Raw genomic sequence first — 24,404 nt, 5'->3', positions numbered from 1 at the left:
CGGAGCACTGTCAGCCCGCGTTCGGGACGATCAGCATCCTGTGATCGGGGGAGATGCGGACCGATATCTCGTCATAGGATGAGAGGGTCGGGTGCGGCGTCTCCATCTTGTGGTGATGTGTTGCCGTGATGACCATAACGTCGGCACCCGCCGCCTCGCCGGCAGTGATGCCGGCTGCGACATCCTCGAAGACCAAGCAATCCTGAGTACTGACACCGAGGCGCTCGGCTCCCAGAATATAACATTGCGGGTCGGGTTTTCCGACCTTCACGTCCTCAGCCGTCACCATGAATCTCGGCACCGGCAAGCCTGCTGCCTCCAGTCGCCGGTGAGCAAGGTGCAACGGCGAGGAGGTGACGATCGCCCAGCGATCCGGGGGCAATGAACTCAGAAAGGTCGCGGCGCCAGGAATGGCAACGACATCGCTGACATCGGCGATTTCAGCCTCGGTCACCAGTCTTGATTCATGTTCGGGATCGACTCCTGGCAGGTTCAGCCGGGTGATCGTGTCAATGCCGCGCGATCCATGCATCTTCGGCAAAAAGGTGGCGACATCGAGCCCATGGCGCCTTGCCCAGTCACTCCATGCACGCTCGGCCGCATGGATCGAATTGAGGATGGTGCCGTCCATATCGAACAGGAAGGCGGCATAGGGCTTCTCGAAGCCGCGGGGCATCGGCATAGTCAAAAGGCTGAATCCTTCAGGGAAAGAGTCGAACGGTGGTCGCTGTCTCGATGAAACGGCAAATCATTGCGTTTTGCAAGCTTTCGGGAGGATGGCGGTAACGCCTCCCAACCGCCTTCGCCTAGAAGGCCGCCGTACCGGAAGTGACGATCAAGTCGCAGGAAAGCCTGAGGCCAATCGGGTCGTGGCAGAGGTCATCGGCACCATCGGCGAGTTCCAGTGCGGCCGAAGCATCGGCGCGCAGGTAGGCTTGCGTAGTCGGATCGACGCGCATCGGAGCGGCGGTCCAGAGCGAGGGACGGCTGACGTCGATTGCGGAAATTTTAGCCTTGTCATTCCTGACGGCGTAGGAGGCGACCACCATGCCGCTCAGCGTCAAGGTGAGTGCAAGTACGATCTGGAGACCGAGATCTGCGGCTTCGCGAAAGGAGATGAACATAGCGGCCTCATGCCACGGTTTTTTAGTATCTCCGCATGCAAGTAGGACATGCGCTGGCGCCGATCCAGCGCCATCGCCTGTTAAGGTTTACGCATAACCATGCCGGGTACGCAGCCAGGCTTGAATGCAGGTTTTCGGCAAATTTCGGAACAATGATTCCATCAGGCAGTTACCCCTGGGTCATCCAAGATGAAAATCCAAGGAGGATATCCCATGTCTAAGTCCCTTATCGCCGCTTCGCTGTTTGCGATCGGCATGGCATCGTCAGCCTTTGCCCAGTCGAACCCCGATCCAGTCGGGCCGACGAATGGCGGCTCGACTGATCCGAGTTCGGGTACCTATTCATCCGACTACACCAACGATGACAACGGCATTCGTCCGGTACCGGTCGATCCGACAACGACTCAGAGTATCGGCCAGCCGAGGACGATGGAATGCCCCGGCATGCCGCAACAGATGTCCGGCGTCGACACGCGCGGCGGCCAGAGCGGCGCATCAATCAGCGAAGCCTGCCGCGAATACGACAACTAAGCGACAGACTGCCGCTCTCAAAAGAGGCCGGTTCACGCCGGCCTTTTTTATGTCGAATGCCATGGCAAGCTTTTCCCGCCGGATGAAACTTTTGATCCGTGTGTTCCGTACATCCATAGCAGGTTGAAAAGAACACGAACGGAACGGCTTCATTGGCAAAGGACACGGCAAAACCTGTTATCCTCTGGTTTCGCAAGGACTTGCGCCTTGACGACAACCGGGCTCTCCATGCCGTCCATCGCTCCGGACGGCCGGTCATTCCTCTCTATATAAGCGAACCGGAGTCAGCAGGCACCGGTCCGCTGGGCGCTGCGCAGGCCTGGTGGCTGCATCATTCGCTGGAAGCGCTCGACGGGTCGCTGCGTGAGCAGCAAGGGCGGCTAGTGCTGGCAAGCGGCGAAGCGCTCGAGGTGCTCTGCGCCTTCATCAGGGAGAGCGGTGCCGAAGCCGTCTTTTGGAACCGGCGCTACGATCCAGCCGGAATCTCCATCGACGCCCATATCAAGCACGAACTGGAAAAGCAGGCGATCGAGGCAAGAAGCTTTGGGGGCCAGTTGCTGCACGAACCTTCCCGGCTGATGACCGGCAACGGCACGCCCTATCGCGTCTACACGCCATTCTGGCGCGCGCTGGAGGGCGGCGGCGAACCGGAGCAGCCGCTGGAGGCGCCAGCAAAACTTCGGATTGCGTCGCAACTTCCGAAATCAGAAGCGCTGGAAAGCTGGAAGCTGCTCCCGACGAAACCGGACTGGGCGGTCGATTTTACCGATCTCTGGACGCCCGGCGAAGATGGCGCGCATGAGAAGCTGCGTGCCTTCATCGAAGACGCGCTCGACGGCTACAAGGAAATCCGAGACTATCCTGCGAGACCCGCGACCTCGCTGCTGTCGCCACACCTGGCGTTCGGCGAGATCTCCCCTGCCCGCATCTGGGATGCCACACGCGGCCTGTCGAAACGGGTGGCAGCGGCCGATGTCGTGCATTTTCGCAAGGAGATCGCCTGGCGCGAATTCTCCTATCATCTACTCTTCCACTTCCCGCGTCTTGCCTCGAACAACTGGAACGAGCGTTTCGACGGCTTCGAATGGCGCAACGACGACGACGATTTCAAGGCGTGGCGCCGCGGTATGACCGGCTATCCGATCGTCGATGCCGGCATGCGCCAGCTCTGGCGCCATGGCTGGATGCACAATCGCGTGCGCATGATCGTCGCCTCCTTCCTCATCAAGGATCTGCTGATCGACTGGCGTCGGGGCGAAGCCTGGTTCCGGGATACGCTTGTTGATGCCGACCCCGCCAACAATGCCGCAAGCTGGCAATGGGTGGCGGGCTCGGGAGCCGATGCCTCGCCGTTTTTCCGCATCTTCAATCCGGTGCTGCAGGGCGAAAAATTTGATCCCGACGGCAACTATGTCAGGACCTATGTGCCGGAGCTTCGAGGGCTCGGGGCAAAATACATCCACCGGCCGTTCGAGGCGCCGAAGAGCATGCTCGACGAGGCCGGCATCGCGCTTGGCCAAACTTATCCGAAACCGATCGTCGATCACGCGAACGCCCGCAACCGGGCGCTCGCCGCATACAACGCAACAAGGGATGCCGCATGAACGCGCACTTCCGTCCCGTTCCACGCCGGCTGAAGATCGCCATCATCGGCTCCGGAATCTCAGGCGCCTCCGCAGCCTGGGCGCTGTGTCAGGTGCACGACCTTACGCTTTATGAAAGCCAAGCACGGGCCGGAGGCCATACGGCGACGGTCGACGTGGATTACGACGGGGTTCAAATTGCGGTCGATACCGGCTTCATCGTCTATAACGAACTGAATTACCCAAATCTGACGGCGCTATTTGCCGAGCTCGGCATTGCGACGCATGCAAGCGATATGAGCTTTTCGCTCTCGCTCGATCGCGGCAGGCTGGAATGGAGCGGCGGCGGGCTGTCCTCGATCTTTGCGCAAAAGCGCAACCTGCTGCGGCCATCGTTTCTATGGATGATCCGCGAGATTCTGCGCTTCAACCGCAGTTGCCTCGAAGATCGCGCCGCCGGCCATCTCGCCTCGCGCTCGATCGGCGATTATCTCGACTGGCGCGGCTTCTCGCCCGGTTTCACCAACAACTATCTCGTGCCGATGGCGGCGGCGATCTGGTCGACACCATCAACCCGCCTGCTGCAGTTTCCCGCCGAGCATTTCGTCAATTTCTTCGACAATCACCGGCTGATCTATCGCCGGCAGCACCCGTGGCGCACAGTGACTGGCGGCAGCCGCACCTATCTCGACCGGCTGCTTCGGCCGCTCGGCGAACGCGTGAAACTTTCCTGCGGCGTGCGCAGCGTCATCCGCTCCGAGCGCGGCGTCACGATCATCGACGAGACGGGCATCGAACACCCGTTCGACAAGGTGATCTTCGCCTGCCACAGCGATCAGACAGCCCGCCTGCTCGCCGATGCCACCGGCCTGGAAAGCAGGTTGCTCGCCGCCATCCCCTATCAGCCGAACCGCGTCGTCCTGCACCGCGACCAATCGCTGATGCCGCAGCGGCGCAAGGTTTGGGCCTCATGGAACTATCTCCGTTCAAGCCGTGAAGATGGAAACGCGAATGTCGCCGTGACTTACTGGATGAACCGGCTGCAAGGCATCGACGATAAATTCCCGCTATTCGTGACCCTCAATCCCGACCGCGAGCCGGACCCCCATAAGGTGTTTGCCGAGTTCACCTATGACCATCCGCAGTTCTCGGCGGACGCTATGGCCGCACAGCGGGCGCTTGTCACCATTCAAGGACAGAGCAATTGCTATTTCGCCGGCGCCTGGATGGGATACGGTTTCCATGAAGATGGTCTCGTTTCCGGCCTGGCGGCGGCAGAAGCCTTGGGCGGGATCATACCCTGGCGGACTGCCCGAACTTGGGAACCTCAACCGGACGTGGCGGCATGACAGGGCGCGGCGAAAAACGTGGCATGAACGCGGTAGCCAACGGTGCCCCACCGGATGCCGCCGCCGCGCTCTATGTCGGCGAGATCATGCATCAACGGATGAAACCGTTCGGCCATCGCTTCCGCTACCGCGTCTTCTCGCTGCTTGTCGATCTCGACAGACTGGATGAGGCCGGCGGGTTATCGGTGCTGTTTTCCGTCAATGGGCTCAACCTCGTCTCGTTTCACGAGAGGGACCATGCCGGTGCCAGCGACACATCACTGCGCGCCTATGCCGACCGGCTGCTCACTAAGGCGGGGCTCGACCGCGCGGACAGGATCCTGCTCGTCTGCTATCCCCGAATTCTCGGCTATGTCTTCAATCCGCTCTCAGTCTATCACGCCTATGATGCCGGCGGCGCAGTCGTCGCGATGATCTATGAGGTGCGCAACACCTTCGGTGAGCGGCACAGCTATATCTGCCCCGTCGGCCATGGCGAGATTTGGGAAAGCGGGCTTCGCCAGAGCTGCGACAAGCTCTTCCACGTCTCCCCCTTCATCGGCATGGCGGCGCGCTATCATTTCCGCATGCTGGCGCCCGGCGCCGAAATCCGCTGGCGCATCCTTGAAACCGACAGCGAAGGCCCGCTTCTCTCGGCGACATTTTCCGGACAGCAGGTGCCTTTGACCAGCGCCTCGCTGCTGGGCTTGACGGCGCGCATCCCCTTCCTCACCTTCAAGATCATCGCCGGCATCCATTGGGAAGCGTTGAAATTGTGGCTGAAGGGCGCGCGCTACGTCAGGCGTCCGGCGCCCCCGCCTGAAGTCAGCGTCCGCCAAACCCGCCCGCTTGCGGAAGCAGCGGAATGACATTAGCGTTCGATGCAATGGCCGGGGGGCGGCCGCGCGTATCATCATGGGTGCTTCGTCCCTAACCGGCAGAAAAATGCTGGAGGAGGAGGAGAAATGAGCAAGGCGCAGGACTGGAATCTGCTGGCCCGTGACGCGGTGACGCTGACGGGGGAAAACATATCCCGCATGGTGAAGGGTCTGCCCTTCAAGGCAAAGCTGGCGCTGCGCGGACTTCTGCATATGCAGCACGGTTCGCTTGCCGTTACCCTTCCCGACGGCCGCAGGCTGCTGGTCGAGGGCAAGAAGGCCGGGCCAAAGGCGGCGCTCAGCCTCCACAACTGGAACCTTGCCTATCGGGCGCTGACGAGCGGCACGATCGGGGTCGCCGAAACCTATATGGACGGCGATTGGGACAGCCCGGACATCGCCGCCTTCCTCGAACTCTTCCTCGTCAACGGCGAGGCCGCGTTCAGCTATGCGCATGGCAAGGGCGGTCTTGGCCGCCTCTTCGAGCGCGTCCGCCATTGGATGAATGCCAATACCAAAACGGGTTCGAAGCGCAATATTTCCGCCCATTACGATCTCGGCAACGATTTCTACAGGGAATGGCTCGATCCGAGCATGACCTATTCCTCTGCACTCTATTCCACCGGCGCCAACGATCTGCAATCGGCCCAGAACGCCAAATACCGGGCGCTTGCCGAGGCGACGGGCATCGGGCCTGGCGACCATGTGCTGGAGATCGGCTGCGGCTGGGGCGGTTTTGCCGAATTTGCCGCAAGCGAGCTGAACTGCAAAGTGACGGGGCTAACGATCAGCCGCGAGCAGCTCGCCTTTGCCGAGGAGCGCATCCACAAGGCCGGCCTCGATGATCGCGTGGAATTCCGCTTCCAGGATTACCGCGATGAAGCAGGGCTCTACGACCGGATCGTTTCGATCGAGATGTTCGAAGCGGTCGGCGAAAAATACTGGCCGTCCTATTTCTCCAAGCTCAGTCAATGTCTGAAGCCGGGCGGCAAGGCTGGCTTGCAGATCATCACCATCCGGCCGGAATCCTTCGACCAGTATCGCAGCAACCCTGACTTCATCCAGAAATATGTCTTTCCCGGCGGCATGCTGCCGACGCGCAATCATTTGGCCGAACTCGCCGGCAAGGTCGACCTGTCACTGGTCAAGGACTTCGGCTTCGGGCTCGACTACGCCCGCACGCTTGCCGAATGGCGCGAGCGTTTCTGGTCGGTCTGGGAACGCATCCGCCCGATGGGCTTCGACGAGCGTTTCAAGCGGCTCTGGGAATTCTATCTGTTCTATTGCGAGGCCGGCTTCCGCGCCCGCAATATCGATGTGCGCCAGGTCGTGTTCTCGCGCCGTTGATCATTCCGCCGCATGCGGCGTCACCGGACGGTGACCAGACAATGGCGGCCGCTCGCGCCAGCCGGTCATGCGGTTCACCAGCGCGAAATAAGAGCCATAAGGGAGCAGGCGCGCGAGTTTCAGCATGGTGGTGAAGCGCTTCGGGAAAGTGATCTCGAAGGCCTGCGATTTCAACCCGGCAGCAATCTCCCGGGCGGCATCCTCGACCGATACCAGGGCCGGCATCGGAAAGGCATTTTTCCTCGTCGCCGGCGTATCGACGAAGCCCGGGCTGACGAGCTGGATGCGGATGCCCATCTTGTCGAGATCGAATTTCAGGCTTTCGGCCATATTGATCAGCGCCGCCTTGGTGGCGCCATAGGCTGCCCCTGTCGGCAGACCGCCATAGCCGGTGACGGAGGAAACGATGGCGATCTGTCCCTGCCCTTTCGCCTTCATATGGCGGATCGCGGGCAACAGACAGTTGACGACGCCGGAAAGATTGACGGCAAAGCTCTTTTCGAAATCGGTGCGGTTCAGGTCCTCGGCGTGGACCGGCAGGTAGACGCCGGCATTGAGGATCGCCATGGCGAGCGTCCCGTGCTCATATTCGATGGAGGCCATGACATGTTCCATGTCCTCGGCATCGGTGACGTCGCCGTCGAGAACGACAATGCCGCCGGAAAGGCCGCTGGCTTCGGCCTGCAGCTCCACCAGCTTTTCGTGACGTCTGGCGGTGACGGCGACCTTGTATCCTTCGGCGGCGAGCTTTAACGCCAGCGCCCGGCCGATGCCTGAACTCGCGCCCGAAATCCAGACGATTCCATGTTCGGGATGGGCAATGAAATCACGCATGACATGTTCCTCCGGGCCGCCTGATCAACACGAAAACAGGTCCGGAAGTTTCTCTGCTCCTCCCGGATTTAGGGCTCTATCACACCATTGTGGCTGCTTTCAGCCGATCAGGTCGCCGATCATCTGACGAAAGGATCCGGTGAGCTTGATCGGCCCGTCCGAAACGGCAAAGGCGATGCAAGGCCTGTCCTTTTCGGCGACCGGCCGGTGGTCGACCGTCTCGTCGGCAATGGAGATGTCGCCGGGACCGAAACGGCCGCGTTCATCGTTGAAGGCGCCGTCGAGGATGAGGATCAGTTCCATGCCTTTATGGGTGTGCGCCGGCAAGGCGCGGCCCGGCCGGATCCACATCAGGCTGACCTCGCAGCCGTCCATGTCGAGCGAATATTCCCTGAAACCGGGCAATCGCCGGCGCCAGGGCACATCCTCGGCCTCGAAGCCCAAGAGCGCGCGCAACGCTTGAGGAAACAGCGCATTTTCCGGCCGCGCGGCCGTCTGCGGCGCCGGGACGGGAGACGCAGAGGAAAAGATCGCCGCAAGCCGCCCGTCGCGATCGGCAATGGCGAGTTCAGGCGCGTTTTCCAGAGCCTCCCCGGCCAGCAGCTCGAGGCTGTTCACCAGGCTGCGATTATCGGGTTTCATTTCGAGATGAGACTGCACCAGCACACGCGCCGGCTCGGGCAAGGAGCCGGCAACATAATGCGCCATCAATGCATCGATCGTGTCGATCTGCTCGTGAACCATGTCGGTTTTGGTCACGCCCTGTTGCCGCGCTCCGTTTTCGCTTTGTCGTCATCCGTACGGGGAAAGTCAATCTTCGGATCACCCCTCACACCGCTGGATTGCGGGCCATGCGTCATTTCGGGGGAGGAAAGCCAAATTTTATCGCGTCCGACAGAGGTGTGGAATAGCTTTTCTTGCCAACTCAGCCTTGTGAAGGGAAAAGACCGTTCCTAAAGTAAGAGTTCGAATAGAGGCAGATTCCATGACCTTCCACCCCTCCGTCCTTGAAGCCATCGGCAACACGCCCCTGATCAAACTCAAGGGTGCCTCAGAGGTGACCGGCTGCACCATTCTCGGCAAGGCGGAGTTCCTGAACCCCGGCCAGTCGGTGAAGGATCGCGCCGCGCTCTACATCATCCATGACGCAGAGCGGAAGGGATTGCTTCGTCCGGGCGGCGTCATCGTCGAGGGTACGGCCGGCAATACCGGCATCGGGCTGACGCTGGTCGCCAAGGCGCTCGGTTATCGCACCGTCATCGTCATCCCGGAAACGCAGAGCCAGGAAAAGAAAGACGCGCTGAAGCTGCTCGGCGCTGAACTCGTCGAAGTACCCGCCGTTGCCTACAAGAACCCGAACAATTACGTGAAGGTGTCCGGGCGGCTCGCAGAGCAGCTGGCGAAGACCGAGCCGAACGGGGCGATCTGGGCAAACCAGTTCGACAACGTCGCCAACCGTCAGGCGCATATCGAAACAACCGCCAAGGAAATCTGGAAAGACACCGACGGTAAGGTCGACGGCTTCATCTGCTCAGTCGGCTCCGGTGGCACACTGGCAGGCGTGGCTGCCGGCCTCAAGGCTTTCAAGGCAGACGTCAAGATCGGCATCGCCGATCCCGACGGCGCCGCGCTCTATGAATTCTACCAGAACGGCGCGCTGAAATCGGAGGGATCCTCGATCACCGAGGGCATCGGCCAGGGCCGTATCACCGCCAATCTCGAAGGCTTCACGCCCGATTTCGCCTATCGGATTTCCGATGCCGAAGCGCTTCCCTATCTCTTCGACCTTGTCGAGAACGAGGGTCTCTGCCTCGGCGGCTCGACAGCGATCAACATTGCCGGCGCTGTCAATCTCGCCCGGGATCTTGGACCTGGTCACACGGTGGTGACGATTCTCTGCGATTACGGCAACCGCTATCAGTCTAAGCTCTTCAACCCGGATTTCCTCACCTCGAAGGGGCTGCCCGTTCCGGGCTGGATGGCCAAGTCGCCCGATATCCACGTTCCCTACGAACCCGTGTGAGAGCCCATGCCCATCAATGCCCTCTATCGTGACGACTTCTATCTCTCGACGTGCGAGGCGGTCGTCATCGCCATTCACGAAGACGGGGGCATTGAACTGGACCAGACCTGCTTCTATGCGACATCAGGTGGCCAGCCTGGTGACACCGGCCAGCTTGAACGTGCCGACGGCACTAAGATCGCGCTCGGTCAGACGAAGCATGGTCCAAGCAAAGATGTCATCATCCATGTGCCGCTCGAAAACGAGCCGCGGCCTGCGGTCGGCGAGACGCTGGTGTTGCATGTCGACTGGCCGCGCCGTTACAGGCTGATGCGCATGCACACGGCCTGCCACCTGCTTTCCGTCGTCTGCTCCTATCCGATCACCGGGGCTGCCGTTGGCGAGGAGGAGAGCCGCGTCGACTTCGACATGGCCGAAACGATCGACAAGGACGAGGTGACGACCAAACTGATGGAACTGGTCGAGCAGAACCATCCGGTCTATCTGCAATGGATCACCGACGAGGAGCTTACGGCCAATCCCGACATCGTCAAATCGAAGAACGTGCGCCCGCCGATGGGGCTCGGGCGCGTCAGCCTCGTCTGCATCGGCGAGAACTCCTCGATTGACAGCCAACCCTGCGGCGGCACACATGTCTCCGAGACTCAGGAAGTCGGCCGGATCCATATCGCCAAAATCGAGAAGAAGGGCAAAGAGAACCGGCGCTTCCGCATCCGCTTCGGCACGCCCAGCGACGAAGCCTGACCATCAAGGGAGACCATAATGAGTGAGACCAAGAGCCGTTTCGTCGTTTCGGCTGACTGGCTGCAGTCCGAGCTCGGCAAAGCTGACCTGCGCGTGCTGGACGCCTCCTTCTATCTGCCGGCGCAGAAGCGCGATGCCGATGCCGAATATGCGGCCGGCCATATTCCCGGCGCCATTCGCTTCGATCAGGACAAGATCGCCGATCATTCGACATCGCTGCCGCACACGATCCCCTCGCCCGATTATTTCGCCGCCGAAGTCGGCCGGCTCGGCATCAGCGAGAATGATCGGATCGTCGTCTATGACGGCATCGGCCTGTTCGCCTCGCCGCGCGTCTGGTGGCTGTTCCGGGTGATGGGCGCGAAGAACGTCTTCGTTCTCGACGGCGGTCTCGACGGCTGGAAGGCCGAGGGCCGTCCGCTGGAAACCACGGCGCCCAAGCATGTGCCGGCGACCTTTACGCCGAATTTCGATGAAAGCCGCGTGGTGACGCTCGATACGATGCGCGACATCGTTTCCAGCGCCGCGATGCAGATCGCCGATGCCCGCAGCGCCGGCCGCTTCGCAGCCGCCGAACCCGAACCGCGTGCCGGCATGCGCTCCGGCCATATGCCCGGCGCCCGCAGCCTGCCGTCCGGCGTCTTCGCCAACCAGGGTCGATTCAAGTCGCTGCCCGAACTCAAGCAGACGATCGAAGATGCCGGCATCGATCTGTCCAAGCCTGTCGTCACGTCCTGCGGCTCGGGAATCACCGCCGCCATCATCACGTTGGCGCTGGAATCGCTCGGCCATCACGACAACAAGCTTTATGACGGCTCGTGGAGCGAATGGGGCAGCCGTGACGATACGCCCATCGTCACCGGTCCGCCGACGCCGGTCAAAGCCTGATCGCCATGGGGAAGACACCCGCTTCGCTGAAAGCTCATATCACCCGGCTCGAAATGACGGCGCCGCCGAAGGCAAGCATGCCGGTGCCCGTCAATATCCAGACGGCGATCATGCGCGCTCCCGAGATCCCATTGCCCTTCTACCGCTATCTCTACCGGCAGGTGGGTGCGCGCTGGCAATGGGTGGATCGGTTGCGCATGAGCGACGAGCAGCTTGCCGAGACGCTGAACGACAAGCGCAACAATATCAGCGTTCTCTACGTGAACGGCGCCCCCGCCGGCTTCTACGAATATTTCTGCGAAGACGAGGATATGATCGAGCTCAGCCACTTCGGCCTGATCGAACATGCGCTCGGTCTCGGCATCGGCAAATGGTTCCTGCTGCAGGCGCTCTATGCCATCTGGTCGCTCAATCCGAAGCGGGTCACCACCACCACCAACAATCTCGACCATCCGCGTGCGCTGCAGCTGTACCAGATGTACGGCTTCTCCCCCGTTTCGACCGGCACCGGCATTGTCCGGCCGCTCAGCGACAAGGAGCTTCTGGAGATAGCGCGGAAAAGCTGACGGCTTCTTTCCTGACGTAAGGGGAGATGGCTAACGTTGCGTCAGGCTGTTCGGGCGGCGCGGGTCGTTGCGGCGCTCGAAATCGAGCGTGCGGCCCGACTGTTCCTTCAGTTCCGCCACTTCCCGGCGCAGAGCCCTGAGCTCTTCCAGTATTTCTGCATTCTGTTGCGCCAGCAGCGCGAGATCGACGTCGGCCAAGGGGCTCTCCTTTCGCCTTACAGCGTTCGAACAGAAGATACGCCGCTTTTCGCTCCCCGGCGATCTCATATGCAGACGCAGGCAAGAATCGGGTGGCTTGCGCGCTCGTCCAGGTGCATTTCATGGCAATCACAAAGGAGGTGGCATGAAAGAGGCCGCGCCCGTTGAGAGAACGGATCACTGAGATGCAGATGATGATCGAGGGACAGTCACACTTCCAGCCTTTCGGCTTATCCTATTGGGGTTTCGAAGATCTCAATAAGGGAGTTGGAAGCATGACTGCCTCTTATGAATACCATATCGGGGTCGACTACCACAAATCCTACAGCCACCTGGTGGTTCAGGACAGCAGCGGCAAGACGCTGAGATCCGGCCGGGTGAAGAACGACCGACAGTCGCTCGGCGGGTTTCTCGAACGCTATCGGGAGAACTCGCATGCGGTTGTCGAAGCGACGCGCAACTGGATGGTGATGTACGACTGGCTCGACGACATTTGTGATGATGTCGTTCTCGCTCATCCGCTGAAGGTCAAGGCGATCGCCGACGCCAAGATCAAGACCGACAAGATCGACGCGACGGTGCTGGCACATCTGCTCAGAGCCGATCTGGTACCCGAAGCCTGGGCGCCAAGCGAGAGATCGCGGGACCTTCGCGTCGCGCTGCGCGAGCGGATGTTTTACGTGCGCCTGCGCACGATGACCAAGAACCGCATCGTCACGGTGTTCGACCGCTATCCGGAGCAGACGGCGCAATTGAAGAAGCTTGGCGACCTGTTTGGCAAGGCCGGCCGCGTCCAGCTGGCTCAAGTGAACGTCTCTGAGATCGACCGCATCCAGATTGACCAGGGTCTCGCCTTCATCGGCGACATCGACATGCGGATCAAACAGTCGGAAGCAACGATCCGGGCGATGACCAAGGCCAATGCCAACGTCAAGCTGTTGAAGACGATCCCCGGCATCGGCGAGTTCTTCGCCCGGCTGATCGATGCGGAGATCGACGACATATCGCGGTTCCGCCACTCGAAGAAGCTTGCCGCCTATGCCGGGCTTGTGCCGTCGACCCATTCCTCCGGCGGCAAGACCTTCCACGGCAAGATCATCAAGCAGGGCAACAAGTGGCTGCGCTGGGCCTTCGTCGAAGCCGTCGCTCCTGCCATCGCCAGCGATCCACAGCTGCGCGCCCAATACGAGCATCTGAAGATCAAAGGAATAAACAAGGCGCGGGTGGCGATTGCGCGCAAGCTTTTGACGATCACCTTCCAGATCCTGCGTGACCAGCGCGCCTACGAGCCGCGCGGCGAAAGCACCATGGAAGGCGCGTCGACGATATCCCGGTTGTCCTGATGGCAGTCTAGCGAGCCCGGCAGGACTGGGCTGCGCTTCTCAAGGAGAATGGGAAACCGGGAGCCGAACGCCACTCTGTGACCGAAGCCAGAAGCGGCATCAGGTCACGCATTGGAGAATGGTTCAAGAACCGAAGGACGGAAACAACCTGTCCAGCGGAAGGAAGAGACTTTAGCCGATCGGCACGAACGCCGGTCAAGAACCAACCGAACCCAAGGAAAAGCCGCCAAATGCAGGTGTTTTGCCCCTTGAGTTCTTTCATTGGAGATCTGCCATGACCGCCATTCGTTTTGTTGCCATGCCGACGACCGACGCCGAACACCTCTGGAACGGCGGCTGCGACGCCTATGACAGGCTGCCCGAGACGATCGTTTCCGATGGTCCCGGTCATCCCTGCCGCCATTGCCTTCAGAATATCGATGCCGGCGAGGCGTTGCTGGTCTTCGCCTACCGGCCCTTCCCCGAACTGCAGCCCTATGCCGAAACCGGCCCGATCTTCCTGCACAAGCAGCCTTGTGCACGCTATACCGCCGAAGAGATCATGCCTCCGGTGCTGACGACGAGCCGTGACTTCATCGTCCGCGGCTACAGCGAGAACGACCGCATCGTCTACGGCACCGGCGCGGTGACTGCTATCGGCGATATTCCAGCCTATGGCGAAGAGTTGCTGGGACGATCTGATATCGCCTATGTGCATGTGCGCTCAGCGCGCAACAACTGCTTCCAATGCCGGATCGACAAGGTAAAGGCGCCGGCCCTGGCGGAGGCTGGCGCCTAACCTAGAGTCAGCTAGCTTACGCTACGTTCAGAACGCTCTCCGGCGCAAAGGCTTCGTAGCCCAGTGCGTCGGCGACCGGCTTGCTGGTGATGCGGCCCTTGTGCACGTTGAGGCCGTTCCTGAGATGCTTGTCTTCGGCGATGGCGCGCAGGCCGCGATCGGCAAGCGCCAGGCCATGAACCAATGTGGCATTGTTCAGCGCGTGCGCCGAGGTGACCGGCACGGCGCCCGGCATGTTGGCGACGCAATAATGCACGACGCCGTCGACTTCATAGGTCGGATCGGAATGGGTCGTCGCATGCGAGGTCTCGAAGCAGCCGCCCTGGTCGATGGCGACATCGACGATGACGGAGCCTTTCTTCATGCCGGAGAGCATCTCGCGGGTGACGAGCTTCGGAGCGGCAGCGCCCGGGATCAGCACGGCGCCGATAATGAGATCGGCCGAGAAGACTTCCTCCTCCAGCGCCTGGATGCTGGAATAACGCGTGTGGATGCGGCCCGAGAAGATATCGTCAAGCTGGCGCAGGCGCGGCAGCGACTTGTCGAGGATGCTGACATCGGCGCCGAGGCCGGCAGCCATCCTGGCGGCATGCAGGCCGACAACGCCGCCGCCGATGACCGCGACCTTGGCCGGCAACACGCCGGGTACACCGCCGAGCAGGACGCCGAGGCCGCCATTGGCCTTCTGCAGCGCGGTCGCTCCCGCCTGGATCGACAGGCGTCCGGCGACCTCCGACATCGGCGCCAGCAACGGCAAGCCGCCGCGCTCGTCGGTCACCGTCTCATAGGCGATCGCGGTGACGCCGGAGGCGATGAGACCCTTGGTCTGTTCGGGATCCGGCGCCAGATGCAGATAGGTGTAGAGAAGCTGGCCGTCACGGAGCTGCGCCCATTCGGCGGGCTGCGGCTCCTTCACCTTGACGATCATGTCGCACTTTTCGAAGATATCCTTGGCGGAGGCGGCGATCTTCGCGCCGGCCGCGGCATAGGCGGCATCATCAGCGCCGATACCGACGCCCGCTTTGGTCTCCACCCAGACCTCGTGGCCGTGGGCAACATATTCGCGCACCGAAGCCGGCATCAGACCGACGCGATATTCATGATTCTTGATTTCCTTCGGGCAACCGACACGCATGCGCGTTCCTCTCAATTTTATCTCCGCGGCGGCGGATTTTTCAGATGAGGAATCCAACCATCAAGGCAGTGAAATGTCCTTGCAAAGACGATTTGCGAAGACGCGATTTTTCGGCGATTATTGCAGTCTTTCTATCTTTCTTCGAAGGTTCTTCGAATGGCCGATCTCGACACCATCGATCTTGCGATTCTTAAGGCGCTGCAGGCCAATGCCCGCATGACCAATGCCGAGCTTGCCGAAAGGATTGGACTGTCGCCTTCGGCCTGTTCGCGCCGGCTTGATATCTTGGAAAGAAGCGGCGTCATCGGCGGCTACCATGCGCGGCTTTCACACAAGGCGCTCGACTACAAGATGATCGCCATCGTGCATATCTCGCTCTCCGGCCAGTTCGCCAAGACGCTGGCGGAATTCGAGGCGGCGGTGAAGCTCTGTCCGAACGTGCTCGTCTGTTACCTGATGTCGGGCGAATACGACTATATCCTCAGGGTCGCCGCCCGTGATCTCGAGGACTATGAGCGCATCCACCGCGACTGGCTGTCGGCCCTTCCCCACGTCGTCAAGATCAATTCCAGCTTCGCGCTCAGAGAAATCATCGACAAGCCGAATGTCGGCCTTTGAGGCCTTGCATCTTTGCCGAAAGCCTGTCCAGACTTTCGATGCGCGCGGGCGTTTCCCGCTCATTGGCAAGTCATGACATCGAAGACCCACGGCTATATTTTCGCCCTGTTGGCGCTCACCATCTTTTCGCTGCAGGACGCCATCTCGAAACATCTGGCGACAGCCTATCCGCCGATCTTCGTGACGATGATCCGCTACTGGGCCTTCGCACTTTTCACGATCATCCTCGCGTCGAAGATGCGCGGCGGGATCAAGGCGACGGCCCGCACCAAACGCCCCTTCCTGCAGGTGACGCGCGGCGTTCTGCTTGCGGTTCAGGTGGTTCTGGCCATCACCTGTTTTGCCGTGATCGGCCTTGCCCGTTCACAGGCGATCTTTTCCGCGACGCCGATCCTGATCGCTCTGCTGGCGATGCCGATCCTCGGCGAACGGGTCGGGTGGCGGCGGTGGGCAGCGATCGGCGCCGGACTTTTCGGAGTGTTGCTGATCCTGAAGCCGGAAGGCGAATTTTTCGACCTCAAGCTGCTTCTCGCCGTCATTTCCTGCTTCAACTTCGCCTTCTACGTTATCGCCACCCGCCTGGTCAGCCGCTACGATTCGTCGATGACCAGCTTCTTCTATACCGGCGTCGTCGGCGGCGTCACGATGACGCTGGTTGGGCCGTTCTACTGGAGCTGGATGGCGCCGGCCGACTGGGGCTGGATGGCGCTCGTCTGCATGACCAGCATCTCCAGCCATTATTTCCTGATCCGCGCCTACGATGTTCTCGATGCCGCCGCCGTCCAACCGCTGACCTATCTGTCACTTGTCTACGCCTCTATCATCGGCATGGTGATCTATGGCGAAACGCTCAGCTTCAACATGATCGTCGGCTCGGCGATCGTGGTCGCCGCCGGCATCTTCACCGTCTGGCGCGAACATGTGGTGGGACGCAGAGCGGCGGCCGCCAATTGACGGTTTCACTGCAATTTTAGCCAAGCCCCTAAAACCATTTCAATTTTCCGGCGCTATGCTCCCCGGCTATACCAAGGGAGACAGTATGACCCGCAACTTGAAAATCACGGCCCGAAAGGCCGACCGGAAAAGCTGCCGCGTGTTCGGCCATGTCAAATATCTGAACAGCCAGGTGGATGCCCGCATCCTCAACTTATCGCCAACCGGTGCCGCCCTGGAGATGAAAGGGCCGCTCCATGCCGCCTCCGGCAGCAAGGTGCGCATCGAGGCCGAAAACCTCGGGCTGCTCGAAGGCGTCATCCGCTGGAAGCACAATGGCCGCGTCGGCATCCAGTTCGACGTGAATTCGAATGCACGGGCACAGATCTCCTCCTATTTCCGCTTTTTCCATAAGGAAATGCGGCCAGTACTGGCAGTACGCCCGCTGGTTAGAACCGCCGCCAACGTCGAGCGGACGCCTCACTCAGCGACATCGACGCCAAACCCGTAAGGTTGCCCGGTCTTTGCGCCGAAGGAGCGGCTGAGATCGCTCCAACGGCTACAGTTGAAACTGACCGCAGAGGGTGACCGTGGCCTTACGTCCGCGGCAGCCTGGCGCCGAGTAACTGTACCATAAGTTGCACTTCAGAGCCATGACGCTTTTCCGGCGGATTGTTTTGACGTCCTGTCATTTTCGCAGTGTACTCCTCGCCAAATCGTCCTAATTCTGACGGGCCGGACGATGCATGATCCTGAAGGAGAGTTTCCATGTCTTCCATTTTCGATGTTGGCGTAATGAGCCGCCGTTCCCTGCTCGGCGGCCTCGCCGCCACTTCCGCCCTGGTGCTGCTGCATCCTTTCAGCGCCCGCGCTAGCGCCAACCAGGCGCATCTGAGGCTGATGGAAACGACCGACATTCACGTCAACGTCTTCCCCTATGACTATTACGCCGACAAGCCGAACGACACGATGGGCCTTTCGCGCACCGGGACGATCATCGACGGCATCCGCGCCGAGGCCGTCAACTCGCTGCTGATCGACAATGGCGACGTGCTGCAGGGCAATCCGATGGGCGACTATATGGCCTATCAGCACGGTATGAAGGACGGCGACGTCCATCCGGTGATCAAGGCGATGAACACGCTCGGCTATACGGTCGGCACGCTCGGCAATCACGAGTTCAACTACGGCCTCGACTTCATGTTCAAGGTCCTATCAGGCGCGAACTTCCCCTTCGTCTGCGCCAACCTGACCAAGGGCCAGCTCGCCTCCGACCCGAAGCAGGACGATCTCTTCTTCAAGCCCTACATCATCGTCGAAAAGCAGATAAGGGACGGCGCCGGCAACGAAAGCCCCGTCAAGATCGGCTTCATCGGTTTCGTACCGCCGCAGATCATGCTCTGGGATATCAAGAACCTCGAAGGCAAGGCGCAGACACGCGATATCGTCGAGGCCGCCAAGGCCTGGGTTCCCGCCATGAAGGAAGCCGGGGCCGATATCGTGATTGCGCTATCGCACTCCGGCATCGATGGCAGCGCACCGTCCGAAAAGATGGAAAACGCCTCGCTGCACCTCGCCGCCGTCGATGGGATCGACGCGATCTTCACCGGCCACCAGCATCTCGTCTTCCCCGGCCCGAAGAGCTGGGACGGCGTCACCAATGCCGATCCCGTCAAGGGCACGCTGCATGGCAAGCCCGCCGTGATGGCCGGCTTCTGGGGCTCGCATCTCGGCCTTATCGACCTGCTGCTCGAAAAGGACGGCAACAGCTGGAAGATCGTCGATTTCACCTCGGAAGCACGGCCGATCTACCATCGCGACGACAAAAAGAAGGTGGTTGCCGACTACGCCGACAAGAAGGAAGTGGTCGAAGCCGCCAAGGCCGAGCACGAGGCGACACTTACCTATGTTCGCACCCCGGTCGGCAAGACGTCCGCACCGCTCTACTCCTACTTCGCGCTGGTCGCCGACGATCCCTCAGTGCAGGTCGTCTCACAGGCGCAGACCTGGTACATCAAGCAAATGCTCGCCGACACCAAGTTCAAGGATCTGCCGGTGCTTTCGGCGGCGGCTCCCTTCAAGGCCGGCGGTCGCGGCGGCGCCGACTACTATACCGACGTTCCGGCTGGCGATATCGCCATCAAGAACGTCGCCGACCTCTATCTCTATCCGAACACGGTGCAGGCTGTTGCCATCACCGGCGCCCAGGTGAAGAACTGGCTCGAAATGTCAGCCGGCATGTTCAATCACATCGAGGCGGGCTCGAAGGATGCGGCGCTGCTCAACAACGATTTCCCATCCTACAATTTCGACGTGATCGACGGCGTCACCTACCAGATCGACCTGTCGCAGCCGCCGAAATATGATTCATCAGGCAAGCCGATCAATCCGGACGCTAACCGCATCCAAAACCTCGCCTTCAATGGCAAGCCGATCGATCCGGCTCAAAAGTTCGTCGTCGTCTCGAACAACTACCGCGCCGGCGGCGGCGGCAATTTCCCTGAGATCACCGCTGATAAGGTGATCTTCCAGGCGCCGGATACCAACCGCGACGTCATCGTCCGCTATATCCATGATCAGGGCACGATCAATCCGTCGGCTGACGCAAACTGGACCTTCAAGCCGCTCCCGGGCACGACCGCGACCTTCGAAAGCGGCCCGAAGGCGAGGCAGTTCCTCGCTGAGGTCAAGAGCGTGAAGATCGAGGATGCCGGCGAAGGGGCCGACGGTTTCTCAAAGTTCAGGCTGGTTCTTTAGGCGAAAGAAATGTCGGGGAAGGCGCGGCGTCCGCGCCTTCGTCATTCGGCCGCAAGCGGCGTAGCGGGTTCAGACAGTTCCGCCATCTGCGCATGAAAATCGGCTGCGCGCGGGCAGGCGGAAAGCCGCGTGCGGAACGCGTCGATCATCCAGGTGGCGGCAGGTCCGGGCGGGTTGGCGAGCTGGCGTACCGAATATATCGGATACTCTCCCTGTTCGTAGGCATCCAGATCGAGATGGACGAGCGTGCCGCTCACGAGATCGTCATGGATCAGCGGCGCCGGAAGGCCGCCCCAGCCAAGACCGGCCTTGATGAGCTGGCGCTTCGTTGCGATATCGCTGACGCGCCACGTCTTGTAGGAGAGAACGTTGAAATCGCGCCCCTTCGTCCGGCCCGACGCATCGGTGACGACGAGCTGCACTTCCTCGCGCACGTCGCCCAGCGTCAGCGGCCGAGCGATCCCGGCAAGCGGGTGGTTGCGCGCGGCAACGGGCAGCATGAAGGAATGACCGATCCGTTCCGTGACAATCGAATCGTCCTGCTGGACGATTGCACCACCTATTCCGATGGTCGCCTTGCCGCTCAGGACGAGATCCATGACCATTCCGAGCTCGCCGACGTTGAGGCTCAGCGAAACGGAGGGAAACATTTCGCGGAATTCCCGGAGCACGTCGACAACCGCGCGTGAGGGCACCATGACACTGATGGCGACGGAAACCTCCGCTTCGAGCCCTTCCCTCAGGCTCTTGACGCGCGCCCGCATGACTTGCAGGTCGCCCAGAATGCGCCGCGCATCCTCCAGCATTGCCTTGCCGGCCTCCGTCAGCTTCGGCTGGCGCGCGCCGGAGCGCTCGAAAAGCGGCACTTCAAGCTGCGCCTCCAGGTTGGCGATCGTATAGCTCACGACCGACTGCGCACGGTTCAGCGCCCGCGAAGCGGCCGAGAAGCTGCCGGTCTCGGCAACGGTCAGAAACACCTGCAATTGGTCCAGAGTCGGGTTCGGCAGCATTTTCTATCCATTCCATCGATAGTTTCGATCGACATTATCACCGTTTTTTCGATAGCTGGCCAGACCTATTTTCCTCATCGAGACTGCGGCTCACCTCCCAGCAACGGGCCGTCAAATTCAATTCGAAAGGAAATGCACCATGTCGTCCATCCTTCTTCTGACGTCCAGCCCGCGTGCCGAATCGCTGTCGACGCCGATCGCCGTCGATCTCGCCGAAAAGCTGAAGAGCCAGAACCCGGGCAGCGTCGTCGTTCGCCGCGACCTTGCCGCCAACCCGCTGCCGCATATCGATGACCTCTTCACCGGTGCGATCCGCAAGCCGCCCGAGGCCCGTACCGCTGAGGAAACCGTGGCCGTCGAGACCTCCGACAAACTGGTCAACGAACTGCTTGCCGCCGACACCATCGTCATCAGCACCGGCCTCATCAACTTCAACATCTATTCGTCGCTGAAGACCTGGATCGACAACGTCGCCCGCGCCGGCCTGACCTTCAAGTACACGGAAAGCGGCCCGGTCGGCCTCGCAACCGGTAAGAAGGTTTATGTGGTGCTCGCCTCGGGTGGCGTCTACTCGCAGGGCCCGGCCGCTCCCTTGAACCATGCCGTACCGTACCTGAAGTCGGTTCTCGGCTTCCTCGGCATCACCGATATCGAGACCATCTATGTCGAAGGCCTGGCCTTCGGTCCGGAAGCGGCCGAAAAGGCTATCGACGCCGCCAAGTCGCGCGTCCAGGAAATTGCACTGGCCGCCTGATCGGCTCTTCAACGCTTCATGGAACGGCCGGCTTTTGCCGGCCGTTTTTCATTTATCGATACCGGCGACAAAATCCCGGACCGTCGCCAGGATTTCGGCCGAGAGTTCCTCATCGGACGAAATCCTGGCAAGGCCGACCCCGCCGGTCATCATCGCGAAGGCCATGATCGCCCTGCGCCGCCGTTCGCGATCGTCCGCTCCCGCGGCCTTGCTCGCCAATGACGCGAAATTACGCCTGAGCCCGTCCGTCGCAATCCCCCGCGCCTTCTCGCCGCTGCGTGATATATCGGAGGTCAGCGCGGCAAAAGGGCAGCCTTCACCGGGATTGTCGCGATGATAGGCGCTCACATAACGATCGGCGACATCGGCAGCCGTCATCTCCGCCGGGTTCACCCCCTCGGCCTCCAGTTTGCGTCCCCATGAATCGAAAGCGGACTGGATCGCCTCGGCGACCAGATCGTCGCGGGAGGCGAAATGCTTGTAGAACCCGCCGACGGTCAGTCCCGCTTCCTTCATCAGGTCGGCGACGCCAATACCTTCGAGCCCCTCCTCGCGCAGCCGCTTCGATGCGGTCTCGACAATCTTCTCGTGCGTCTTCTGCTTTTCCAGCTGCGAACGGCCCATCGGAAATCTCCCCGGCACTGCCTCTTGACTCATGTAGATTATCATCATAATCCTTATAGATAACGATCATAATCCAGATCGTTGCCAATTCCAAGAGGAGCATGAATCATGCGTCTAAGAAACAAGGTCGCCCTGATCACCGGCGGAAACAGCGGCATCGGTCTTGCGACCGCCAGGGTCTTCATCGACGAGGGTGCCAGGGTGGTGATCACCGGCCGCAACCCGGAAACGCTCGCTGCCGCCGAAAAGGCACTGGGAGCCGGCGTATTGGCGCTGAAGGTCGATGTCACCGATGCCGCCGCCACCGAGAAGGCCTTTGCGGAAGCCGCCGGAAAGGTCGGCAAGTTCGACATCGTCTTCGCCAATGCCGGCATCGGCGGGGCGACGCCGCTCGGCGAGACATCACCGGCGCAGTTCAACCAGATCATCAGCACCAATCTCACGGCGGTTTTCTTCACCGTGCAATCGGCACTGCCGCATCTCAATGACGGCGCTTCGGTGATCCTCAACGGTTCCGTGCATGCGGTGCTCGGCGCTCCCGGCTGGTCGGCCTATGCGGCGACCAAGGCGGCGGTCCGCGCGATGACGCGCAATATGGCGTCCGAGCTTGCGCCACGCGGCATTCGCGTCAATCAAGTGACGCCCGGCGGCACGAAGACGCCGATCTGGTCGCCGATGGCCCAGACGGAAGACGCGATGTCGGCGCTCGAGGCCCGCATCGGCGGCATGAGCCCGCTCGGCCGCATGAGCGAAGCCGACGAAATCGCCAAGGCAGCGCTTTATCTGGCCTCGGATGATGCGGCCAATGTCACCGGCATCGAGATCACCGTCGACGGCGGCATGACGAGCGCGCCATCCGGCGCCAAGATCTTCCGCGCCGCCTGAGCGAGCCGGGCCGAGCAAGTCAAACTTGCCCGGCCCCGCGCCAATTTCGTTTCTATTTTCTCCTGGGACGCTCTGCTTAGCTCTGACGCGTCGCGCGGTGGGCAAGACGAAACAGGACGATTGCCAAATTCAGGACGGCAAGCAGAAGCAGTACACAGAGCATGGTCTGAATGCCGGAGGAAACGATCAGATTGCCGGCCACCAACGGAAAGCCGAAGACGCCGACGATATAGGCCAGCGAGAATAACAGAAGCGATTGAGGCATAAGGCCAGCTGGAGCCTCATTTGCAGCCAGGCCGTTGATGACGGAATAGGTCAATCCATAGCCCACCCCCAGCATCACTGCGCCTCCTAGATAGGCAAGCTGATTTGATGTCAGCATCAGGAACAGCACGATCGATGCCAGCGTCAGACTTGTCAGGATCAGAAGCGAATAGAGTGGGTCTTTCTTGACCACATATCCCGCCACGAACAGCCGGCTCAGAATCGCGGCGGACATGAAGCCGATGAAGAACAGGGAGTAGTCGAACCCATGCGCCTTGGCGTAGCTGGTCTGAAAGCTGGACAGCCCGCCGAAAATCGCGCCGCCGATACCGACCATAATGATGGAATAGATGGCCCGCGAGCCGATCACCTGACGCGCTGAGCCAAATGAGATCTTGTTGACATGAGGCAAAATCTTGCCGGCATTGGTCAGCCGGATATGGAGCAAAAAGTAAAGCGCACCGCCAGCAAGACTGGAAAGGAACGCAAATGCGAAGGCCGCCTCGATCGGCATCGACCAGCCTGTGGCAATGCGGCCAATGATCGGTCCGGCGCCGATGCCCGACATCATCGATCCCGAAAGCAGAGCAAAAAACCTGATCCGATGTTCGGGTTCGACGATCGCGGCGACCAGAATGGGTCCGAGCGCATAGAAGGTGCCCCAGCCTATGCCGAGGATGAAACCGACCGCCATCAGGCTCAGCCCAGCTGAGGGAATCATGGCAAATCCCAGCGCTGACGCGGCAAGAAATAGTCCCGAGACAGCCACCGCCCGCGCCGAACCGATGGCATCCGCGATGTGGCCGGACAGAATCACGAGAATGACGGTGCTGACAGTCGCAGCCGAAATGATCAGGCCGGCCAGAGCCTCATCACCGCCACGCTGGCCCACCAGCACCGGGATCAGAAAGGTCACGCCATAGGCGATCGAAAGAAGAAATCCTCCGATACACAAAGCGGTAAACTCGCCGCCATCGACTTTCTTCCGTGCAATTGAATCACTCATGTCTCCACGCCCCTCGCAGGAAAACTGATCTGGGATATTTCCGCAATGGAGATCACGTTTGCATTTTACGAACAAGCCGTTTTTATATTGCTCATAACCTATTGAAAAGACATAGATCGATAGACAGATGTTTCGGTTTAAGCAACATCCTCAACATCCTCAACATCCCCGGCCGCCGCGCTGTATCGATCGATGACTAGGAAGCCCGCTCCCGACGTCCGCGACCTCGCACGCCATCAGCATCGATGCGAAT

The 24,404-nt window shown here is 60.7% G+C and carries 26 protein-coding genes; 17 read left to right on the top strand and 9 right to left on the bottom strand.

Features of this window, described 5'->3' with window-relative positions:
* Positions 1-10: 10 nt before the first annotated feature.
* Together ELH03_RS07865 and ELH03_RS07860 are read right to left on the bottom strand one after the other, a co-directional pair.
* A complete protein-coding gene (locus ELH03_RS07865) occupies positions 11-688 on the bottom strand; it encodes an HAD family hydrolase (RefSeq protein WP_128410329.1) in 678 nt (225 codons plus the stop codon).
* A gap of 118 nt (positions 689-806) precedes the next feature.
* Complete coding sequence (locus ELH03_RS07860; protein WP_128410330.1) at positions 807-1,124, bottom strand: hypothetical protein; 318 nt, start codon at positions 1,122-1,124, stop codon at positions 807-809.
* Positions 1,125-1,337: 213 nt separating this feature from the next.
* Between ELH03_RS07860 and ELH03_RS07855 the strand changes: the two genes are divergently transcribed.
* The 5 genes from ELH03_RS07855 (at position 1,338) to ELH03_RS07835 (ending at position 6,791) form a co-directional block, all read left to right on the top strand.
* On the top strand, positions 1,338-1,655 hold the full coding sequence (locus tag ELH03_RS07855) for a hypothetical protein (RefSeq protein WP_128410331.1): 318 nt from the start codon (positions 1,338-1,340) through the stop codon (positions 1,653-1,655).
* Between the two features lie 152 nt (positions 1,656-1,807).
* Positions 1,808-3,259 carry a cryptochrome/photolyase family protein gene (locus ELH03_RS07850; protein WP_128410332.1) on the top strand — a complete coding sequence of 484 codons (1,452 nt, stop codon included), beginning with the start codon at positions 1,808-1,810 and terminating at the stop codon, positions 3,257-3,259.
* Positions 3,256-4,587 (top strand): NAD(P)/FAD-dependent oxidoreductase, encoded by a 1,332-nt coding sequence (locus ELH03_RS07845; protein WP_128410333.1) that lies wholly within the window; start codon positions 3,256-3,258, stop codon positions 4,585-4,587. Before ELH03_RS07850 ends, ELH03_RS07845 begins: the two co-directional genes overlap by 4 nt.
* Positions 4,584-5,435, top strand: coding sequence for a DUF1365 domain-containing protein (locus tag ELH03_RS07840; protein WP_128410334.1), 852 nt, complete (start codon positions 4,584-4,586; stop codon positions 5,433-5,435). The genes ELH03_RS07845 and ELH03_RS07840 overlap by 4 nt, the downstream gene beginning before the upstream one ends.
* A 96-nt stretch (positions 5,436-5,531) precedes the next feature.
* Complete coding sequence (locus tag ELH03_RS07835; RefSeq protein ID WP_128404507.1) at positions 5,532-6,791, top strand: SAM-dependent methyltransferase; 1,260 nt, start codon at positions 5,532-5,534, stop codon at positions 6,789-6,791.
* Here ELH03_RS07835 and ELH03_RS07830 read toward each other — a convergent pair whose 3' ends face one another.
* Positions 6,792-7,625 (bottom strand): SDR family NAD(P)-dependent oxidoreductase, encoded by an 834-nt coding sequence (locus ELH03_RS07830; RefSeq protein WP_128410335.1) that lies wholly within the window; start codon positions 7,623-7,625, stop codon positions 6,792-6,794.
* A 99-nt stretch (positions 7,626-7,724) separates the two neighbouring features.
* Complete coding sequence (locus ELH03_RS07825) at positions 7,725-8,384, bottom strand: ChrR family anti-sigma-E factor (RefSeq protein WP_197727725.1); 660 nt, start codon at positions 8,382-8,384, stop codon at positions 7,725-7,727.
* A gap of 226 nt (positions 8,385-8,610) precedes the next feature.
* Between ELH03_RS07825 and ELH03_RS07820 the strand changes: the two genes are divergently transcribed.
* The 4 genes from ELH03_RS07820 to ELH03_RS07805 are packed head-to-tail and all read left to right on the top strand — an operon-like array spanning position 8,611 to position 11,846.
* Positions 8,611-9,648, top strand: coding sequence for a cysteine synthase A (locus ELH03_RS07820; protein ID WP_128404505.1), 1,038 nt, complete (start codon positions 8,611-8,613; stop codon positions 9,646-9,648).
* 6 nt (positions 9,649-9,654) lie between these two features.
* The gene (locus ELH03_RS07815) at positions 9,655-10,392 is read left to right on the top strand and encodes an alanyl-tRNA editing protein (RefSeq protein ID WP_128404504.1); all 738 of its coding nucleotides are present in this window, start codon (positions 9,655-9,657) and stop codon (positions 10,390-10,392) included.
* A gap of 18 nt (positions 10,393-10,410) precedes the next feature.
* Positions 10,411-11,280: a 3-mercaptopyruvate sulfurtransferase gene (sseA, locus tag ELH03_RS07810; RefSeq protein WP_128404503.1), complete on the top strand. Its 870-nt coding sequence runs from the start codon at positions 10,411-10,413 to the stop codon at positions 11,278-11,280.
* A 5-nt stretch (positions 11,281-11,285) separates the two neighbouring features.
* Entirely contained in the window at positions 11,286-11,846 is a 561-nt protein-coding gene (locus ELH03_RS07805) for a GNAT family N-acetyltransferase (protein WP_017963991.1), read from the top strand.
* Positions 11,847-11,876: 30 nt separating this feature from the next.
* On the opposite strand, the gene ELH03_RS37330 is transcribed toward ELH03_RS07805, so the two are convergent.
* Entirely contained in the window at positions 11,877-12,113 is a 237-nt protein-coding gene (locus ELH03_RS37330) for a hypothetical protein (protein ID WP_164902161.1), read from the bottom strand.
* A 206-nt stretch (positions 12,114-12,319) separates the two neighbouring features.
* On the opposite strand from ELH03_RS37330, the gene ELH03_RS07800 reads away from it, so the two are divergent.
* Together ELH03_RS07800 and ELH03_RS07795 are read left to right on the top strand one after the other, a co-directional pair.
* Positions 12,320-13,387 (top strand): IS110 family RNA-guided transposase, encoded by a 1,068-nt coding sequence (locus ELH03_RS07800; protein ID WP_130806668.1) that lies wholly within the window; start codon positions 12,320-12,322, stop codon positions 13,385-13,387.
* 274 nt (positions 13,388-13,661) lie between these two features.
* Positions 13,662-14,165 carry a DUF1203 domain-containing protein gene (locus ELH03_RS07795; protein WP_128403010.1) on the top strand — a complete coding sequence of 168 codons (504 nt, stop codon included), beginning with the start codon at positions 13,662-13,664 and terminating at the stop codon, positions 14,163-14,165.
* A 16-nt stretch (positions 14,166-14,181) separates the two neighbouring features.
* Here the strand turns inward: ELH03_RS07795 and ald are convergent, their stop codons facing one another.
* Positions 14,182-15,300 (bottom strand): alanine dehydrogenase, encoded by a 1,119-nt coding sequence (gene ald, locus ELH03_RS07790; protein WP_130806666.1) that lies wholly within the window; start codon positions 15,298-15,300, stop codon positions 14,182-14,184.
* A gap of 156 nt (positions 15,301-15,456) precedes the next feature.
* Here ald and ELH03_RS07785 point away from each other — a divergent pair, with 156 nt between their 5' ends.
* The 4 genes from ELH03_RS07785 to ELH03_RS07765 all read left to right on the top strand — a co-directional run bounded on the left by ELH03_RS07785 (position 15,457) and on the right by ELH03_RS07765 (position 19,608).
* Positions 15,457-15,918 (top strand): Lrp/AsnC family transcriptional regulator, encoded by a 462-nt coding sequence (locus ELH03_RS07785; protein ID WP_018241729.1) that lies wholly within the window; start codon positions 15,457-15,459, stop codon positions 15,916-15,918.
* Between the two features lie 72 nt (positions 15,919-15,990).
* The gene (locus tag ELH03_RS07780) at positions 15,991-16,872 is read left to right on the top strand and encodes a DMT family transporter (RefSeq protein ID WP_128403011.1); all 882 of its coding nucleotides are present in this window, start codon (positions 15,991-15,993) and stop codon (positions 16,870-16,872) included.
* A gap of 85 nt (positions 16,873-16,957) precedes the next feature.
* A complete protein-coding gene (locus ELH03_RS07775) occupies positions 16,958-17,362 on the top strand; it encodes a PilZ domain-containing protein (protein WP_128403012.1) in 405 nt (134 codons plus the stop codon).
* Between the two features lie 257 nt (positions 17,363-17,619).
* On the top strand, positions 17,620-19,608 hold the full coding sequence (locus tag ELH03_RS07765; protein WP_128412140.1) for a bifunctional 2',3'-cyclic-nucleotide 2'-phosphodiesterase/3'-nucleotidase: 1,989 nt from the start codon (positions 17,620-17,622) through the stop codon (positions 19,606-19,608).
* 41 nt (positions 19,609-19,649) lie between these two features.
* Here the strand turns inward: ELH03_RS07765 and ELH03_RS07760 are convergent, their stop codons facing one another.
* Positions 19,650-20,618 carry a LysR family transcriptional regulator gene (locus ELH03_RS07760; RefSeq protein ID WP_128403014.1) on the bottom strand — a complete coding sequence of 323 codons (969 nt, stop codon included), beginning with the start codon at positions 20,616-20,618 and terminating at the stop codon, positions 19,650-19,652.
* 139 nt (positions 20,619-20,757) lie between these two features.
* On the opposite strand from ELH03_RS07760, the gene ELH03_RS07755 reads away from it, so the two are divergent.
* Positions 20,758-21,372 carry an FMN-dependent NADH-azoreductase gene (locus ELH03_RS07755; protein ID WP_128412141.1) on the top strand — a complete coding sequence of 205 codons (615 nt, stop codon included), beginning with the start codon at positions 20,758-20,760 and terminating at the stop codon, positions 21,370-21,372.
* 48 nt (positions 21,373-21,420) lie between these two features.
* On the opposite strand, the gene ELH03_RS07750 is transcribed toward ELH03_RS07755, so the two are convergent.
* Positions 21,421-21,996 (bottom strand): TetR/AcrR family transcriptional regulator, encoded by a 576-nt coding sequence (locus ELH03_RS07750; RefSeq protein ID WP_128403016.1) that lies wholly within the window; start codon positions 21,994-21,996, stop codon positions 21,421-21,423.
* A 108-nt stretch (positions 21,997-22,104) separates the two neighbouring features.
* Between ELH03_RS07750 and ELH03_RS07745 the strand changes: the two genes are divergently transcribed.
* Positions 22,105-22,881, top strand: coding sequence for an SDR family oxidoreductase (locus ELH03_RS07745; RefSeq protein WP_128403017.1), 777 nt, complete (start codon positions 22,105-22,107; stop codon positions 22,879-22,881).
* Positions 22,882-22,957: 76 nt separating this feature from the next.
* On the opposite strand, the gene ELH03_RS07740 is transcribed toward ELH03_RS07745, so the two are convergent.
* Positions 22,958-24,151 (bottom strand): MFS transporter, encoded by a 1,194-nt coding sequence (locus ELH03_RS07740; RefSeq protein WP_128403018.1) that lies wholly within the window; start codon positions 24,149-24,151, stop codon positions 22,958-22,960.
* Between the last annotated feature and the right edge of the window lie 253 nt (positions 24,152-24,404).

It is taken from the genome of Rhizobium beringeri, assembly GCF_004306515.1.
Classification (GTDB): domain Bacteria; phylum Pseudomonadota; class Alphaproteobacteria; order Rhizobiales; family Rhizobiaceae; genus Rhizobium; species Rhizobium beringeri.
This window is presented reverse-complemented; position numbering and strand designations above follow the sequence as displayed.

Coding starts and splice junctions, on each gene's coding strand:
- ELH03_RS07800 (WP_130806668.1), top strand. CDS start 12,320: ATGACTGCCTCTTATGAATACCATATCGGGGTCGACTACCACAAATCC.
- ELH03_RS07815 (WP_128404504.1), top strand. CDS start 9,655: ATGCCCATCAATGCCCTCTATCGTGACGACTTCTATCTCTCGACGTGC.
- ELH03_RS07775 (WP_128403012.1), top strand. CDS start 16,958: ATGACCCGCAACTTGAAAATCACGGCCCGAAAGGCCGACCGGAAAAGC.
- ELH03_RS07855 (WP_128410331.1), top strand. CDS start 1,338: ATGTCTAAGTCCCTTATCGCCGCTTCGCTGTTTGCGATCGGCATGGCA.
- ELH03_RS37330 (WP_164902161.1), bottom strand. CDS start 12,113: ATGAGATCGCCGGGGAGCGAAAAGCGGCGTATCTTCTGTTCGAACGCT.
- ELH03_RS07750 (WP_128403016.1), bottom strand. CDS start 21,996: ATGGGCCGTTCGCAGCTGGAAAAGCAGAAGACGCACGAGAAGATTGTC.
- ELH03_RS07860 (WP_128410330.1), bottom strand. CDS start 1,124: ATGTTCATCTCCTTTCGCGAAGCCGCAGATCTCGGTCTCCAGATCGTA.
- ELH03_RS07785 (WP_018241729.1), top strand. CDS start 15,457: ATGGCCGATCTCGACACCATCGATCTTGCGATTCTTAAGGCGCTGCAG.
- ald (WP_130806666.1), bottom strand. CDS start 15,300: ATGCGTGTCGGTTGCCCGAAGGAAATCAAGAATCATGAATATCGCGTC.
- ELH03_RS07780 (WP_128403011.1), top strand. CDS start 15,991: ATGACATCGAAGACCCACGGCTATATTTTCGCCCTGTTGGCGCTCACC.
- ELH03_RS07795 (WP_128403010.1), top strand. CDS start 13,662: ATGACCGCCATTCGTTTTGTTGCCATGCCGACGACCGACGCCGAACAC.
- ELH03_RS07830 (WP_128410335.1), bottom strand. CDS start 7,625: ATGCGTGATTTCATTGCCCATCCCGAACATGGAATCGTCTGGATTTCG.
- ELH03_RS07845 (WP_128410333.1), top strand. CDS start 3,256: ATGAACGCGCACTTCCGTCCCGTTCCACGCCGGCTGAAGATCGCCATC.
- ELH03_RS07840 (WP_128410334.1), top strand. CDS start 4,584: ATGACAGGGCGCGGCGAAAAACGTGGCATGAACGCGGTAGCCAACGGT.
- ELH03_RS07755 (WP_128412141.1), top strand. CDS start 20,758: ATGTCGTCCATCCTTCTTCTGACGTCCAGCCCGCGTGCCGAATCGCTG.
- sseA (WP_128404503.1), top strand. CDS start 10,411: ATGAGTGAGACCAAGAGCCGTTTCGTCGTTTCGGCTGACTGGCTGCAG.
- ELH03_RS07820 (WP_128404505.1), top strand. CDS start 8,611: ATGACCTTCCACCCCTCCGTCCTTGAAGCCATCGGCAACACGCCCCTG.
- ELH03_RS07740 (WP_128403018.1), bottom strand. CDS start 24,151: ATGAGTGATTCAATTGCACGGAAGAAAGTCGATGGCGGCGAGTTTACC.
- ELH03_RS07765 (WP_128412140.1), top strand. CDS start 17,620: ATGTCTTCCATTTTCGATGTTGGCGTAATGAGCCGCCGTTCCCTGCTC.
- ELH03_RS07760 (WP_128403014.1), bottom strand. CDS start 20,618: ATGCTGCCGAACCCGACTCTGGACCAATTGCAGGTGTTTCTGACCGTT.
- ELH03_RS07745 (WP_128403017.1), top strand. CDS start 22,105: ATGCGTCTAAGAAACAAGGTCGCCCTGATCACCGGCGGAAACAGCGGC.
- ELH03_RS07835 (WP_128404507.1), top strand. CDS start 5,532: ATGAGCAAGGCGCAGGACTGGAATCTGCTGGCCCGTGACGCGGTGACG.
- ELH03_RS07805 (WP_017963991.1), top strand. CDS start 11,286: ATGGGGAAGACACCCGCTTCGCTGAAAGCTCATATCACCCGGCTCGAA.